The sequence below is a fragment of the Rhizobium sp. CIAT894 genome (assembly GCF_000172795.2).
Taxonomy (GTDB): domain Bacteria; phylum Pseudomonadota; class Alphaproteobacteria; order Rhizobiales; family Rhizobiaceae; genus Rhizobium.
In genome coordinates, this window is record NZ_CP020952.1 from 383,113 (window position 1) to 399,266 (window position 16,154).

The following is a 16,154-nucleotide window of genomic DNA, read 5'->3' on the forward strand; positions in this document are numbered from 1 at the left end:
AAGGAGAACGACATGTCGAACGTCTCAAGAACCGGCAAGGACGAGATCAACAACGCGACCAGCCCGACCACATTCGGAAGATCGGTCGAGAGCCAGGCGCAGATGCAGGATGCGGCGGCGGAGGCATCGCCCGAAGCCGGCGGCGAGATGCTCAACATTTACCGACTGGAGCCGATCGCCAATTCAGACGATCCTAGATGGGGCAATGCCCCCAACCACGGCACCATCATCGTGGCCGCCCGGACGCCTGGCGATGCCAGGATCGTCGCCGCCAGCCGCGAACTCGATTTCATGGAAGTCGATGCCGCGCCCGCCGAGGATGTCACGACGGCCAACGCCAGCGCTTTTCGGGACGACAAGCTTTACACTGTGATCGAGATCGACCGGGATAGGGGCGACGTCAAACGCGGGGTCGTCGACGGTGTGATTTCGGTCGACACGATCCGGCCGGTAGAGCAGGATTGATGTGGATTTTACAGCGGCGGGAGAGACCGCTTTTTTTCGTTGGAGGGCACGATGAATACAGCGAACCTGCAGCTCGAAGGCCTCATAATGGCCATGGCGTCGATATCCGAGGCGATCGTCGAAAAAGGACTGCTTACCCATGAAGAGATGGCCGTTGCGCTTTCGAAGGCCAAGAAGACGGTCGAAGATGACAACGGACCCGAATTATCCGGCGCCAACCGGGCAGCGACCCTCTTTCCCCTTCGCGTGCTTCTGCTTGCCAACGAGGCAAGCCAGAAGGGGGAGCGGCTGACGTTCTCGAACTATGCCAAGCTGGTGGCAAAACTGAGCTGAACAGGTTCGACGGCTTTATTGCTAATTCTGCAGAACAGATCCGCCACATCGACTGTTCCCGCGAGCGCTGTCGACTTTTCATATAAGTTGATTTTTTTTGTCTTGTTTTCGGGTGATCCCTGAGGCTATACCGCGGCCACACATATTCACGCACCGGGATTTCTTCGTGACCAGCCTCAAATCCATTCTCACCGCCTGCGGCCTCTCCGCTCTGATCGGCCTTGCCGCAACCCCGTCTTGGGCCGGTTCGACGACCTATCCGCTGACTTTGAAAAATTGCGGCGCCGAGGTGACCTTCAAGAAGGCACCAGAGCGGGCCATCGGGCTTGGCCAGAACAGCGCGGAAATCCTGCTGCTGCTCGGTCTTCAGAACAAGATGGTCGGCACGGCCTTCTGGCCGAGCAAGGTGCTGCCGCAGCTTGCCGAAGCCAATTCCCAGGTCAAGCTTCTCACCGTCGAGATGCCGACGTTCGAATCCATACTCGCCGAAAATCCCGATTTCGTGGCCGTCGCCCTGCCGAGCCTCGTCGGCCCGAACAGCAAGATCGCCAAGCGCGAGGATTTCGACAAGGTCGGCGTTTCAACCTATCTCTCGCCGAGCACCTGCCTCAGTACCAAGGACGTCAAGGACCAGTACGGCAGCCGCGGCGAGCTGTGGAACATGGATCTCCTCTACAGGGAGATCGATGAACTCTCTCAGATTTTTGACGTCGCCGATCGCGGCCAGGCCCTGATCGCCGACTTTAAGGCGCGCGAAGCTAAGCTTCGCGGGAGCGTTGCCAAGGACGGTCAGAGCCTCTCCTACGTCTTCTGGTTCTCCAGCCCCAGCCCGTCGGCCGACGCCTATGTCGGCGGCAAGAACAGCGCCTCCGGTTTCATCGCCGACCTGCTCGGCGGCCACAATGCGATCACCGCGGACGCGGAATGGCCAACCGTCGGCTGGGAAGGCATCATCGCCTCCAATCCCGATGTCATCGTCGTCGCCAGCCTCGACCGCAACCGCTGGGAGCTCGACAAACCGGAAGCCAAGATCAACTTCCTGAACACCGATCCGGCCGTCAGCCAGATCCCGGCCGTCAAGAACAAGGCGCTCGTCGTGATGGACGGCCAGGCGATGAACCCGACCATCCGCACGATCTACGGCGCCGAGCAGGTGGCCGAGCAGCTGAAGGCCCTCGGTCTCCTGAAGTGACCGACGCGGGCCGTCTCTTCCGGCGGCTGGGAGCCGTCACCGCACTGCTGCTCGCCTCCCTCTGCCTCATCGCTGTCGCCATCGGCGTCAGCGTCGGGATCGGCGACCTGCCGATTCCGCTTGCGACCACATTTTCGGCCGTCACCAACCGGCTCGGCTGGACCGCGGTCGAGCTGAACCGCATCCATGAGACCGTGATCTGGGATTATCGCCTGAGCCGCGCGCTCGTCGCCGCCTTCTGCGGCGCGGGACTGGCACTGTCGGGCGCCATCATGCAGTCGCTGCTGCGCAACCCTCTGGCCGAGCCCTATGTGCTCGGCATCTCGGCCGGCGCCTCCACCGGCGCCGTCGCGATCGTCATCTTGGGTGTCGGTGCCGGCGCGGTGTCGCTTTCGGCAGGCGCCTTTGCCGGCGCCTTCGCGGCCTTCTTCTTCGTGGCGCTGCTGTCGAACGGCACACGCGGCGGAGCGGACCGCACCATCCTTGCCGGTGTCGCCGCATCGCAACTCTTCAACGCCTCGACCTCCTATATCGTCACCACCTCGGCCAATGCGCAGCAGGCGCGCGACGTCATGTTCTGGCTGCTCGGCAGCTTCAGCGGCGTGCGCTGGCCGGAATTCGCGCTGGTCTCGATCGTCGTCGGCTTCGGCCTCGCCGCCTGTCTGCTCTATGCCCGCGTGCTCGACGCCTTTGCGTTCGGCGACGAGGCGGCATCCTCGCTCGGCGTCAATGTCAGCCGCGCCCGCATGGTGCTCTTCGCGCTGACCGCGATGATGACGGCCACCATCGTCAGTATGGTCGGCTCGATCGGCTTCGTCGGCCTCGTCGTGCCGCATGTCGCCCGCTTCGTCGTCGGGCCGCTGCATATCCGTCTCCTGCCGGCCTGCGCCATCGCGGGAGCGATCTTCATGGTGCTCGCCGACATTGCCGCGCGCGCCCTCATTCCCAACCAGATTCTGCCGATCGGCGTCGTCACGGCACTGGTGGGTGTGCCCTTCTTCTCGATCATCCTCTACCGGTTCCAGCGCGCGTCATGAGCATCAAGGCCGACAATCTCACCTGGAGAATTGGCAGGAAGACCATCCTGGACGGCGTCTCCATGGAGGCGCAGCCGGGTCGGATGCTCGGCCTGCTCGGCCCCAACGGCTCGGGAAAGACCTCGCTGCTGCGGCTTCTCGCCGGCCTGAAGCGGCCGCATTCCGGCCGCGTCACCCTCGACCGGAGCGATATCGGCACGATCAGCCGCCGGTCGATCGCCCGTCGCATTGCCTTCGTCGAACAGCACGCGACGACGAACGCCAATCTGAAGGTCGTCGACGTCGTCAAGCTCGGCCGCTTCCCGCACCGCTCGATGTTCTCGGGCTGGACGAGATCCGACGAAGAGGCGGTCGAGGCCGCACTCGCGCGCGCCGGCATGGCGGAAAAGCGCGACGAGCGCTGGCAGAACCTGTCGGGCGGCGAAAAACAGCGCACCCATATCGCCAGGGCGCTCGCCCAGTCGCCGCAGGAATTGATCCTCGACGAACCCACAAACCATCTCGACATCCAGCACCAGATCGGCCTGATGCGGCTCGTCTCCGGCCTGCCGATCACCAGCATCGTCGCTCTGCACGATCTCAACCATGCCGCCATGTTCTGCGATGAGCTCATCATCATGCAGCAGGGCAGGATCGTCGCCTCCGGCGCGCCTGACGACGTGCTGAGCGAGAAACTGCTGCGCGAGGTCTTTTCCGTCGAGGCCCGCATCGAAGCCTCGCCCCATCATTCGCGCCCGCACATCCACTATCTCAGGTGAGAGCGCCCGCCCTCACGTCACGATCTGCAGCGGCAAGGCGGTCGTCTTTTTCAGCGTCTTGAGCACGATGCTCGATTTGACCGAGGCCAGGTTGTCGGTGACCCGGATCATTCTTTCGAGAAACTGGCTGAGATGGTCGAGGTCACGGGTCATGACCTTCATCAGAAAATCGGCGTCGCCGGTCTGCGAATAACATTCCAGAATCTCCGGCGCGGTCTCGATGAAGCGATGCAGCCTCTCGTTTCCGCCTTCGGTATGGGCGCGCAGGCTGACAAGCGTATGAGCGACAACACTGAAACCCAATTTTACTGGATTGAGGATGGCCACGACGTTCTGAATGTACTGCTCATTGCGCAGCCGTTCCAAACGGCGTGCACATTGGGTCGCGGAGAGATTGACCTTCTGAGACAGTTCACCCTGCGTCAGCTCGCTGTTTTGCTGAAGCGCGGCAAGCAATTTGATATCGAACTGGTCAAGCATCGACGCCACTCGAATTAGGAGAATTTCTGCATGTTATAGCCAGACCATGCCGATTGTCTGCATGAATGCATCCACATAGGGAGATATTCGCAGAAATTCGCCGTGGGAACTCAGTTAATCTCCGACCCAAATTTACAGAAACGAGGTGGACTTGTGTTTGAGCAACTGAATACCCGGCCGGCCGACAGCCTGCTTGCACTCATCAAGACTTTTCAGGCTGACGATCGCAGCGGAAAGATCGACCTCGGCGTCGGCGTCTATCGTGACGCCATGGGGCGCACGCCCGTTATGCGTGCCGTGAAGGCGGCTGAACAGTTTCTTCTCGAAACCCAGGACAGCAAGAAATATCTCGGCCCCGAGGGCGATCTGCAATTCGTCCGCCTGCTGCAGCCGATTATTTTCGGCAAATCGCCAAAGTTCGATCACCGTCTTGTCGGCATTCAGACACCGGGTGGAAGCGGCGCGCTGCGCCTCGGCGCTGAGCTCATCCAGACGGCAAATCCTTCGGCAAAAGTTCTGCTGGGCACACCGAGCTGGCCAAACCATGCACCGATCTTCGGCTCGGCGCGTTTGGCGGTAAAAGACTACGCCTTCGTCGACCTGACATTGCAGCAGGTCAAATTCGAAAACGTCATCGATGCCTTGTCTTCTGCGAGCGAGGGCGATGTCGTGCTCCTTCACGGTTGCTGCCATAATCCGACCGGCATCGATTTTACCATGGAGCAGTGGCGAGAGATCACCGATCTCCTCGTTGCGCAGAAGCTGGTGCCGTTCATCGATCTTGCCTATCAGGGGCTTGGCGATGGTCTCGAACAGGACGCCGCACCGACACGCATGGTCCTCGACGCGGTCGATGAGGCGCTGGTCGCCTATTCCTGCGACAAGAATTTCGGTCTCTATCGCGAGCGCGTCGGCGCGCTTTACGTCATGACCCGCAATGTCGACGACATCGGCAAGGCCGAGAGCAACATGGCAGCACTTGCCCGTGTGAACTGGTCCATGCCGCCCGATCACGGCGCCGCGATCGTCAGGACCATCCTCGAAAGCCCCGAAATGTCGGCAATGTGGCGTGCCGAACTCGATGAGATGTGCCAGCGCGTCAACGGCAACCGCGCCGCGCTTGCCGCCGCAGCCCCCGATCTCGTCTTCATCAGCCGGCAACGCGGGCTGTTCTCCAATCTCTCCATGTCCAAAGAAACGGCCGCGGCGCTCCGCGCCACACACGGCATCTACATGGCCGATTCCGGCCGTATGAATCTTGCAGGCATGCAGCCGGCCGATGCCGGCGCCATCGTCACTGCACTTCGCGCTGAAGGTTGCTTGAAATGAGCAAGAAAGAAACGACCGGCCAGGCACTGACCCGTTCCCTCGTCGCCCATGGCATCGACACGGTGTTCGGCATCCCAGGCGCCCACATGTATGATTTCAACGATGCCCTCCACGGCGCCCGTGACGAGGTCCGGTTCATTCATACCCGGCACGAACAGGGCGCCGGATATATGGCCTATGGCTATGCCAAATCCACCGGACGGATCGGTGCCTATACCGTCGTCCCCGGCCCCGGCGTTCTCAATTCGGGTGCTGCTCTTTGCACCGCTTACGGCGCCAACGCGCCGGTGCTTTGTGTCACCGGCAACATCATGTCTCACCTGATCGGCCAGGGCAGAGGGCAGTTGCACGAACTGCCCGATCAACTCGCGACGATGCGCGGCATTACCAAGGTGGCGGAACGCATCAATCATCAGTCCGAGGCCGGACCTGTCATGGCCGAGGTCGTCGGCAAAATGCTTTCCGGCCGTCAGGGTCCGGGAGCGGTCGAAGCCCCATGGGACGTGTTTGGCCAATCCGGCCCCGAAGTCGATCTTCCCGTGGGCACGGGGACGCCTCGTCCCGCCGTCAACCCCGATCAGATCGCCGCCGCCGCCGCACTGATATCGGGTGCCGAGAATCCGATGATCATGGTCGGCGGTGGTGCGGCGGATGCCGGGGCCGAGATCGCCGCTCTCGCGGAATTGCTGCAGTCGCCCGTTACCTCCCATCGTTCCGGCAAGGGCATCGTCGCCGACGACCACCCGAACACCCTGAATTTCGTCGCCGCTTATGAATACTGGAAGAAGACCGACGTTCTGATCGGGATCGGCAGCCGGCTCGAATTGCAGTTCATGCGCTGGAAATGGCTTCCCAAAGGCCTCAAGGTCATCCGCATCGACATCGATCCGACCGAAATGGTCCGCCTCAAGCCTGAAGTCGGCATTGTCGCCGATGCCAAGGCCGGAACGCAGGCGCTGATCGACGCATTGGCAGGTTCCCACCGCGAGGATCGCGGCGGCGAATTCGCCGACCTCAACAAAGATGCCAGATCTCGTTTCTCGGGAGTGCGGCCGCAACTCGCCTATCTCGACGCCATTCGCCAGGCTCTTCCGAGAGACGGCTTCTTCGTCGAGGAGGTGAGCCAGATGGGCTTTACCGCCCGATTTGCCTTCCCGGTCTACGGCCCGCGACAATACGTGACCTGCGGTTATCAGGACAATCTGGGTTTTGGTTTCAATACAGCCCTTGGCGTGAAAGTCGCCAATCCCGACAAAGCGGTTATTTCTGTTTCCGGCGATGGCGGCTTCATGTTCGGCGTTCAGGAACTTGCCACCGCCGTCCAGCACAAGATCAATGTCGTCGCCATCGTCTTCAACAATTCGGCTTATGGCAACGTGCTGCGCGACCAGAAGCAGGCCTATCACGGCCGCTATCTCGGTTCGGATCTCACCAATCCCGATTTTGTCGCCCTTGGGGAAAGCTTCGGCATCCGGTCATTCAGGGTAACGAGCCCCGGCGAACTGAAAGAGACGATCGGTAAGGCCCTCTCTCTCGACGAACCCGTGCTCATCGAGGTTCCCATCGAGAAAGGATCCGAGGCAAGCCCCTGGCCCTTCATTCATCCGGCGCCGCACGCCGAATGAATCCCGATCAAGGCGACGGTCCCTTGAAAAAGACCGTCGCCAACGGCGGCAGCGTCAGCGACAAGGAAGCCGGCCTGCCGTGGGCCGGTACGGGTTCGCTCGGCAGCGCACCGTTGACAAGGCCGGAACCGCCATATTCCCGCGCATCCGTCGTGATCCGCTCGATCCACACACCATCCTGCGGCACGCCGATCCTGTAACCGTAACGCGGCACCGGCGTGAAATTCGATACGACCAGGACAGACGAGGAACGGTCGGGTGCATAACGGAGCATGCCGAGAACGGAATTGACGGCATCGTCGGCGGCCGCCCATTCGAAGCCCTCGGGATGAAAATCACCGAACTGCAACGCTGGCTCGTCCCCGTAGAGGCTATTCATATCCTTGACGAGGCGTTGAATGCCGATATGCGCCGGCCGGTCCAGCACGTCCCAGGTCACCGAAGCGTCATGGCTCCATTCGCGCGGCTGGGCGACTTCGCTTCCCATGAACAGGAGCTTCTTGCCGGGATGGCCCCACATGAAGGCGAGATAGCTGCGCAGATTGGCGAATTTCTGCCAATCGTCGCCCGGCATCTTCGTCAGCAGCGAGCCTTTTCCGTAGACCACCTCGTCATGGGAAATCGGCAGCATGAAGCGCTCGGAATAGGCATAGATCATGCCGAAGGTCATCGTGCCGTGATGATAACTCCGATAGACCGGGTCCTTCTCGATGTAGCTTAGGCTGTCATGCATCCAGCCCATGTTCCATTTGATGTCGAAGCCCAGGCCGCCCTCAGCCGGCGGCTTGGTGACGCCAGGCCAGGCCGTCGATTCCTCGGCTATAACAATTGCATGCGGGCAGCGCTCGTGGATGATGCTGTTCAGGTGCTTGAAGAATTCGACCGCCTCAAGGTTCTCACGCCCGCCAAACTGATTTGGGATCCACTCGCCTTCATTGCGGCTGTAGTCGCGGTAAAGCATCGAGGCCACGGCATCGACGCGCAAGCCGTCGACATGATAGCGCTCGAGCCACTCGAGCGCGCTGGCGATCAGGAAACCCTTCACCTCGTTGCGGCCGAGATTGTAGATCAGCGTGTTCCAGTCACGGTGAAAGCCCTCGCGGGGGTCCTCGTGTTCGTAGAGCGCGGTGCCATCGAAGCGGGCAAGACCCCAGACATCCGTGGGGAAATGGGCCGGTACCCAGTCGAGAATGACGCCGATCCCGGCACCGTGACAGCGGTCGACGAAATAGGCGAAATCCTCCGGCGTTCCATATCGGCCGGTCGGGGCAAACAGGCCGAGCGGCTGATAGCCCCAGGATCCGCCGAAGGGATGCTCCATAATCGGCAGCAGCTCGATATGGGTAAATCCCATGTCGCTGGCATAGGGAACGAGCCGCTGGCTGAGCTCGACCCAGTCGAGATGCCTGTTACCGTCCTTCTGGTCGCGCAGCCAGGAACCGGCATGAACCTCGTAAACGGACATTGCGCCCTCCAATCTCGCCTGCCCGGACCGGCCCTTCATCCAGCCGTCATCGCTCCATCGAAACGGTGTCGACGATGCGACGATGGATGCGGTGGAAGGGGCCGGCTCGCTGGCTCTCGCAACTGGATCAGCCTTCTGCGGCAGGCAGATTCCCTCGGCATCGACGATCTCGAATTTATATCTCTCCCCGGGCGCCAGCCGAGGAATAAACAGTTCCCAGACGCCCGCCGACTGTCTCAGACGCATCGGGTTTCGCCGCCCGTCCCAAGCGTTGAAATCGCCGACGACCGAGACACGGCGGGCATTCGGCGCCCAGACGGCGAAACGAACGCCGGCCACGCCGTCGACCGACATCTCGACCGCGCCGAGCGTCCGGCTCAGGCTGTAATGGGTGCCCTCGGATATCAGGTGGAGATCGAGTTCTCCGAGCAGAAGCCCGAAACTGTAGGGGTCCTCGGTGATCTGCTCGCCGTCCGGCCAAGTGATCCGCAACCGGTAGGGCATCCTGGAACCCGTCGCCGCCGCAAACAAGCCGGAGGGGTGAGCGATGCTGAAAGGCGCGACCACCCTGCCGCTCGCTGCGTCGATGAGATCGACGCCTTCGGCGCCCGGCAGATAGACGCGCACGATCGTCATGCCGCCGCTCTCGTGCGGACCGAGGATCGAGAAGGGGTCGCCGTGGCGCCCCTCGAGCAAGGCCCAGAGTGCATCGTGCCCGATGCCTGAGAGAAGTTCCGAGCGATCAACATTCATGCGGTTACTCCCGCCAAGCGCGATACGATTTCAGTTAGGCCGGCAAGCGGGATCGGTAGCCACTTCGGCCTGATGCGGGCTTCATAGGCGACTTCGTAAGCGGCCTTTTCGAGAAGAAAGGCATCGAGAACCCTCCGCCGTTGTTCCGTCGGCATGGCGAGCGCCTTCGATGCGGATACCGCTTGCCAATAGGTATCGAGAAAGGCCTTCTCGGCATTGCGCCCGAAACGGGCGATGGCGTCGCGGCGTACCTCGTTTTCGTGTTCGGTGACCGCGTCATTGTCGAGCTGAGCGGTGGCGACGAGGTAGCTCAGCGACCTCAGAAGCCCGGCGACGTCACGCAGCGGAACCGTCTTCGCCCGGCGCTCCGCGAGATTTTTCGCGGGCTCGCCTTCGAAGTCGATGATGACGGCATCGCCCTCGCTGACCAGGATCTGGCCGAGATGGAAGTCGCCATGCGTGCGCGTCATCAGCGTGCCGCGGACGCTCTCCGCCAAGCTCGCGCCAAGCTCGACGAGTTCGGAACGGCGCTCCAGAAGCGGGCGAGCGAGCAGATCGATCGCGGGATCAACATTCTCCTCGCGTTCCGCCAGCTTCGACATGGCATAGGCGACTTCGCCCGCCACCGCCTTCTTGATCGCCTCGACCTCATCGTCGCTGGCGACGACAGGGCTGAAAGCCTCGTCCGCATTTTCCCCGGAGAGCACGACATGCAACTCGCCGAGCCTCATGCCGACCATGGCGACGAAGCTGATAAGCGGCTGGAAGACGTCGTCGCCGGGCTCGACGGCGGGGTCGTTCAGCACGAGTTCGTCGGCGCCGCGGCGCAGGTTGTTCAGCATCCAGTTCCAGGCGTCGCCCTGGTTGCGGATCGCTCCCTGGACGATGATCAGGGTCGAGCGGCGCCCGCTGGAATCGGTGTGTGCGACCTCGCCGAGCAGTGGAGCGGTGTGATCGTAACCCGCGCAGGTCAAAAACCGCGTCATCTCGACCTCCGGATGGACGCCCGGAAAGATGTGCCGGATCAGCTTGATCATGGCGACATCACCGACGATCAGCGAACTGTTGGATTGTTCGGCCGAGAGCCAATGAACCGGCATGTCGTCGGTCACATCAAGACGGTCGAGCCGCTCGGAGCCGAGAAATTCGAGGGTGCCGGTGCGTCCGGTGATGCGCGAGCGGTCCGTCAGCCCGCGCAGGATGCCGCGTGCCATCGGCTCGACCGCGAACCCATCCGTCAAGAAGCCGACCCGCCTGCCCTGGCGAACCCGCCCGAGCGCAAGCTGCTGGGTCAGAGCGGAGGGCTGCGCGTCGTCCCAGGCGACCGCCAGCGGCAGCTGGTAGGATTCGCTGTGATCCGGCAGGTCCACCTCCAGTTCGCCGAGAACGACCCCGTCGGCATAGGGGATCGGTGTCGCCGAGATCAGCCGCGCCGCCTGAAGCGGCTGATCCTTTGCGCCGAACCACCGCCGCTTGGCGAGATAAGCGGGCAGAATTTCGTTGCTGAGGACGCGTCCGAGCCGCGGCTCGTCGACGAGATCGAGCAAGCCGCGGCGAATGACCATCGTCACGAGATCGGGCAATTGTTCGGGCGGCGCGGTGCGCCATGCCGGCGGATCGGCATCGGCCTCCAGCTGGAACCAGAAAAAGCCGTAGGGCGGCAGCGTCAGCAGATAGGTCAGTTGCCCGATCGGCGGAAAGGGCGACATGCCGGTCAGTTCGATCGGCACGCGGCCCTCGAAGGCCGAGAGGTCGAGTTCGACCGCCTGCGGCAGGCGCGACAGGTTTGCGACGCACATCAAGGTCTCGCCGTCATATTCCCTGAGATAGGCGAGGATCTTGCGGTTCTCGGGCGAGAGAAACCGCAGCGAACCGCGCCCGAAAGCCGGATGCCGCCCACGCAGCGCCAGCATCTTGCGCGTCCAGTTGAGCAGCGAATGCGCGTCGGTGCTCTGCGCCTCGACATTGACGGCCTCGAAACCGTAGAGAGGATCGCCGATCAGCGGCAGGACGAGACGCGCCGGGTCCGTCCGGGAGAAGCCGCCATTGCGGTCGGGCGACCATTGCATCGGCGTCCTCACCCCGTCGCGGTCACCGAGATAGATGTTATCGCCCATGCCGATCTCGTCGCCGTAATAGATCACGGGCGTTCCCGGCATCGAAAGCAGAAGCGCGTTCATCAGCTCGATGCGCCGGCGGTCGCGCTCCATCAGCGGCGCCAGACGCCGCCTGATGCCGAGATTGATGCGGGCGCGCTTGTCGGAGGCGTAGGTCTCCCAGAGATAATCCCGCTCGGCATCCGTGACCATTTCCAGCGTTAGTTCGTCGTGATTGCGCAGGAAGATCGCCCACTGGCAGTTCTCGGGGATTTCGGGGGTCTGGCGCAGGATGTCGGTGATCGGGAACCGGTCCTCCTTGGCGATCGCCATATACATGCGCGGCATCAGCGGGAAGTGGAAGGCCATATGGCACTCGTCGCCCTCGCCGAAATATTCACGCGTATCCTCCGGCCACTGATTGGCCTCGGCCAGAAGCATGACGCCAGGGTGCGTGGCGTCGAGGGCGGCGCGGATGCGCTTGAGGATCGCATGGGTTTCCGGAAGGTTCTCGTTGATCGTGTCCTCGCGCTCGACGAGATAAGGTATCGCGTCGAGACGAAAACCATCGATGCCGGTTTCCAGCCAGAAGCGCATCACCTTCAGCAATTCCTCCATGACGAGCGGGCTGTCGAAGTTGAGATCCGGCTGGTGGGAATAGAAACGGTGCCAGTAATAGGCGCCGGCCACCGCATCCCATGTCCAGTTCGATTTTTCCGTATCGAGGAAGATGATGCGCGTTTCCGGAAATTTCTGATCGGTATCGGCCCAGACATAGAAGTCGCGCTCCGGCGAACCTGCTGGCGCCTGGCGCGCACGCTGGAACCAGGGATGCTGGTCGGAGGTGTGGTTGATGACGAGCTCGATAATGACGCGGATGTTGCGCTGGTGAGCGGCGTCGACGAAAGCGCGGAAGTCCTCCAGCGTCCCGTAATCGGGGCTGACATTGCCGTAATCGGCGATGTCATAGCCATCGTCGCGGCGCGGCGAGGGAAAGAAAGGCAGAAGCCAGATGGCGTTGACGCCAAGTGCCGCGATGTGATCGAGCTTGGCGTGCAGGCCGGCAAAATCACCGACGCCATCGCCATTGGCGTCGTAGAACGACTTGATGTGCAGCTGGTAGATGATTGCATCCTTGTACCAGAGCGGCTGCTCGGTGTTGCCGGGATTCATCGTATCCATTCATGCCTCCGCTGCGCGAACGCGCCAGATCGCAAAGGGCAGGATCTGAGGATTGAAGCTCACTCTCTGCCGCTTGCCGTTCCATCTGAACCGATGCCCCGTCACCAAATCCTCCGCGTCGAGCCCGCCGCTGTCGCCAAGCGACCACTTCCAGAGCGGTAGCTCGACATCGCTTTCCTGAAAATTATGGGGGTCGAGGCTGATCGCGATCAGCAAAACATTGTCTCGGGCGCGGCTTGCCTTTTCGAAGAACAGGATGTTGTCATTCCAGGCATTCAGCAGCGTCAGCCCGAGATGCGAATGCAGCGCGGGGTTTTCGTTCCGAATGCGGTTCAGCATCCTGATTTCGGCGATGATGTTGCCCGGCCTGTTATAATCCCAGGCGCGGATCTCGTATTTCTCGCTGTCGGCATATTCCTTGCGCTTGGCATCGGGACGCCCTTCGCAAAGCTCGAAACCGTTATAGACGCCCCACAGCCCTGAAAGCGTGGCAGCCAAAGCCGCGCGGATCAGAAAGGCCGGGCGCGGCGCGTTCTGGAGGAAATCCGGATTGATGTCATGGGTGTTGACGAAGAAATGCGGGCGGAAGAATTCCTTCGGCGCCGTCTCCGTCAGCTCCCGCATATATTGCTCGAGTTCCCACTTGGCATTGCGCCAAGTGAAATAGGTGTAGGACTGGGAAAAGCCGATCTTCGCCAACCGGTACATGACTTTCGGCTTGGTGAAGGCTTCCGACAGGAAGACGACGTCGGGATGGCGTGCCCGGATATCGCCGATCAACCATTCCCAGAATGGGAAAGGCTTGGTGTGCGGATTGTCGACGCGAAACAGCTTGACGCCCTGGTCGACCCAGAGCTGGACGATATCCCTGATCTCCACCCATAGGGAGGGCAGCGCCTCCTTCGTGTAGAAATCGACATTGACGATATCCTCGTATTTCTTCGGCGGGTTCTCGGCATATTTGATCGTGCCGTCGGGCCTCCAGTCGAACCAGCCGGGATGCTCCTTCAGCCACGGGTGATCCGGCGAAGCCTGGATGGCAAGATCGAGCGCGATCTCCAGCCCATGCCGGCCTGCCTCCTCGACCAGCCGGCCGAAATCCTCGAAATCACCGAGTTCGGGATGGATGGCATCATGGCCGCCCTCCTCGGAGCCGATGGCATAAGGGCTGCCGGGATCGTCCGGCCCAGCCTTCAGGCTGTTGTTACGTCCCTTCCGGTTGGTCGTTCCGATCGGGTGGATGGGCGGAAAGTAGAGCACGTCGAAACCCATGTCGCGGATGGCGGGCAATCTCGGAATGACGTCGTCGAAGGTGCCGTGCCGGTCCGGATCGCCACTCTGCGAGCGCGGAAAGATCTGGTACCAGCTGGCAAAGGCCGCCGCCTTACGCTCGGCATCGACCGCACTTGCCGCCGAGCGCAGCCGAAACGGCCGCTTGTCGGCCTTGTTCATCAGCGCGGCTGTCTCGGGATCGAGCAGGACCGTCGTCCGCTCGGCATCGGACGCGCTTTCAAGACTGTCGCTCAGGGCCTGCAATTCTGAGCTGAGCGATGCGGAGGCCCCGGCCTGTGCGGCGCGAACGAGGTTCAGCCCCTCCTGCAGTTCGAGCTTCAGGTCCAGCCGGGCGTCGTTCTTCTTGGTCAACTCATAGCGGAAGATCGCAAACGGGTTCTTCCACGCCTCGACGGCAAATTCATAGCGTCCGATACGCTCCAGCAGGAATTCGGCGCGCCAGCGGTCGTTTTCGACCAGATGCATCTCCGCCTCGCTCCACTCCGCCATGGCATCGAGCGGCCGCCAAAGCAGGACGGCTGCAAGCGGATCGTGACCATCGGCGAATATATCCGCTTCGACGGTGACGGTCTCGCCAACCACGCGCTTGACCGGAAAGCGCCCGTCATCAACCCGCGGCGCGATGTTTTCGATGGCAAGCCGCGCCGACACCGTTGCCTGCTCGACCTCGAGGGCGGGCCTGGAGGTAATTGCCTCCGGCGCCTTGCCTTCAATCACCCGGATCTCCCCTGCCCGCAGACGCAAGGCCGCGCCATCGGCGGCGACGGGAAGAAAACCGGCGGCGGCCTCGCGAAGCGCCGTCACCGGCGCAGGCGCGCTTCGCCTGAGGTCCCGGTTGAGCAGGATGAAGCGCACATCGGACGCGCTACGAAGATCCTGCGCCTCGGATTGAACAAGAACCGTAACCGGCCCGTTGGCATTGCGGATCAGGCGAAGCGACGGAGCCCGCATCTCGCCGGCCTTGCCGATATCGCCATTGGCGAGCCTGATCTCGGATGAGATATCGAAGGCGAGATCATGGCGGAGCCTGCGCAAGCCCGAGCCGTCGCCACGCGTCGGATCAAGCGGTGTCGCCGCACCATATTCGAAGCCCATGGGGACCATGAGGCCGCCGCCAAGCGAGGCGGCAAGCCGCAGCGCCCGGACGGCGCGCCGCTCGAGAACTTCACGGCTCTCCGTCCCATGCGCGATACGCCGGGCAAACGGTGGCTCGGGAAAGGCGATCTGCCAGCCGAGCGACTCCTGGATGCGATGCTCCTCGACGAACCATCTTTCGTCGAGATCCCACCAGGCCATCGATGAAAAACATCCGGCGAAACCCGCATCGGCGATGGCGCTTCTCACCGCAAAATCGGTGCCGGGCGTCCACGCGAAGAATTGCACCTCCGCCTTCTCGCGCACGGCCGCAATCAGCGCTTTGAAAAGCGCCGGTGTTGCCCGATCAATCCCCAGCACCCGATAGCCGGCAAGACCGGCGTCGGACAGCCGCTGCAGCCGTTCGACCCATTCTGCCGAGAGCTGCGATTGCCGCTCCGTTCCCATCATGCTCATCGGCTCCGCCGGGTCGAGCGGCGAGCACCTGGGATCGACGGGGCGAAAGCCCGCTTGCCGATCCTGCCTTTTTCCGTCGAGCATCAGGTCCATCATCAAGCCGACGCCGCTCTTGCCGGCGGCCTCCACCAGACGCGACACCCCATCCTCGACCGCGCTTCCAAGCTGCAGTTGAGGATCGAGGCGATCGACGTCCTGTGAGGTGAAGACGCTGCGGTCCCCGCCCCTGTTGAAAAGGGGCGCCGTCAGCACATGGTCGAAACCGGTATCCGCCGCATGGTCGAAAACCTCGCGCCATGCATCGACGCCTTGGAGGAGCAGCGGATTGACATAATAGATCCGGGGTGGGGTGCTGTGCGCACCCTGCTTCGCAGAGAATAACATCGGCCGCCGCCTCGCGTTTGCTTTTCAGGCAAACTTCCTTTGGCAGAGGTTGTTCCACGCAACCCATCAATTCACGGCTGCATCGACATCGCAGACAGCATCGAATGCGGGGCTTGCTCAATCACACTGGCAGGTCACACCGCCCGATCGAGCCGCGCACGGCGATATCCGAGGGCCTCATGATTTGCCTGTAGAGATATTGCCGCCATGC

The 16,154-nt window shown here is 62.1% G+C and carries 11 protein-coding genes; 7 read left to right on the plus strand and 4 right to left on the minus strand.

The genetic code is table 11. The features are described from left to right. Positions 1 to 12: 12 nt before the first annotated feature. The 5 genes from RHEC894_RS30675 to RHEC894_RS30695 all read left to right on the plus strand — a co-directional run bounded on the left by RHEC894_RS30675 (position 13) and on the right by RHEC894_RS30695 (position 3,785). Positions 13 to 465: a hypothetical protein gene (locus tag RHEC894_RS30675; protein ID WP_085740401.1), complete on the plus strand. Its 453-nt coding sequence runs from the start codon at positions 13 to 15 to the stop codon at positions 463 to 465. A gap of 51 nt (positions 466 to 516) precedes the next feature. Beyond that, positions 517 to 798 carry a hypothetical protein gene (locus tag RHEC894_RS30680; protein ID WP_085740402.1) on the plus strand — a complete coding sequence of 94 codons (282 nt, stop codon included), beginning with the start codon at positions 517 to 519 and terminating at the stop codon, positions 796 to 798. Positions 799 to 964: 166 nt separating this feature from the next. Then, positions 965 to 1,990 carry an ABC transporter substrate-binding protein gene (locus tag RHEC894_RS30685; RefSeq protein WP_085740403.1) on the plus strand — a complete coding sequence of 342 codons (1,026 nt, stop codon included), beginning with the start codon at positions 965 to 967 and terminating at the stop codon, positions 1,988 to 1,990. Continuing rightward, positions 1,987 to 3,027, plus strand: coding sequence for an iron chelate uptake ABC transporter family permease subunit (locus RHEC894_RS30690; protein ID WP_085740404.1), 1,041 nt, complete (start codon positions 1,987 to 1,989; stop codon positions 3,025 to 3,027). Before RHEC894_RS30685 ends, RHEC894_RS30690 begins: the two co-directional genes overlap by 4 nt. Next, complete coding sequence (locus RHEC894_RS30695; RefSeq protein WP_010068433.1) at positions 3,024 to 3,785, plus strand: ABC transporter ATP-binding protein; 762 nt, start codon at positions 3,024 to 3,026, stop codon at positions 3,783 to 3,785. Before RHEC894_RS30690 ends, RHEC894_RS30695 begins: the two co-directional genes overlap by 4 nt. 12 nt (positions 3,786 to 3,797) lie before the next feature. On the opposite strand, the gene RHEC894_RS30700 is transcribed toward RHEC894_RS30695, so the two are convergent. Further along, a complete protein-coding gene (locus RHEC894_RS30700) occupies positions 3,798 to 4,265 on the minus strand; it encodes an Lrp/AsnC family transcriptional regulator (RefSeq protein WP_085740405.1) in 468 nt (155 codons plus the stop codon). A 153-nt stretch (positions 4,266 to 4,418) separates the two neighbouring features. Here RHEC894_RS30700 and RHEC894_RS30705 point away from each other — a divergent pair, with 153 nt between their 5' ends. Beyond that, positions 4,419 to 5,594 (plus strand): amino acid aminotransferase, encoded by a 1,176-nt coding sequence (locus RHEC894_RS30705; RefSeq protein ID WP_085740406.1) that lies wholly within the window; start codon positions 4,419 to 4,421, stop codon positions 5,592 to 5,594. Continuing rightward, entirely contained in the window at positions 5,591 to 7,219 is a 1,629-nt protein-coding gene (locus tag RHEC894_RS30710) for a thiamine pyrophosphate-dependent enzyme (protein WP_085740407.1), read from the plus strand. Before RHEC894_RS30705 ends, RHEC894_RS30710 begins: the two co-directional genes overlap by 4 nt. A gap of 7 nt (positions 7,220 to 7,226) precedes the next feature. Here the strand turns inward: RHEC894_RS30710 and glgB are convergent, their stop codons facing one another. From glgB to RHEC894_RS30725, 3 genes are read right to left on the minus strand one after another with little or no spacing between them, the layout of a single operon-like run. Continuing rightward, entirely contained in the window at positions 7,227 to 9,437 is a 2,211-nt protein-coding gene (gene glgB, locus RHEC894_RS30715; protein ID WP_085740408.1) for a 1,4-alpha-glucan branching protein GlgB, read from the minus strand. Then, positions 9,434 to 12,715 (minus strand): maltose alpha-D-glucosyltransferase, encoded by a 3,282-nt coding sequence (gene treS, locus RHEC894_RS30720; RefSeq protein ID WP_085740409.1) that lies wholly within the window; start codon positions 12,713 to 12,715, stop codon positions 9,434 to 9,436. Before treS ends, glgB begins: the two co-directional genes overlap by 4 nt. Beyond that, positions 12,716 to 15,943 (minus strand): alpha-1,4-glucan--maltose-1-phosphate maltosyltransferase, encoded by a 3,228-nt coding sequence (locus RHEC894_RS30725; protein WP_085740410.1) that lies wholly within the window; start codon positions 15,941 to 15,943, stop codon positions 12,716 to 12,718. Positions 15,944 to 16,154: the final 211 nt, after the last annotated feature.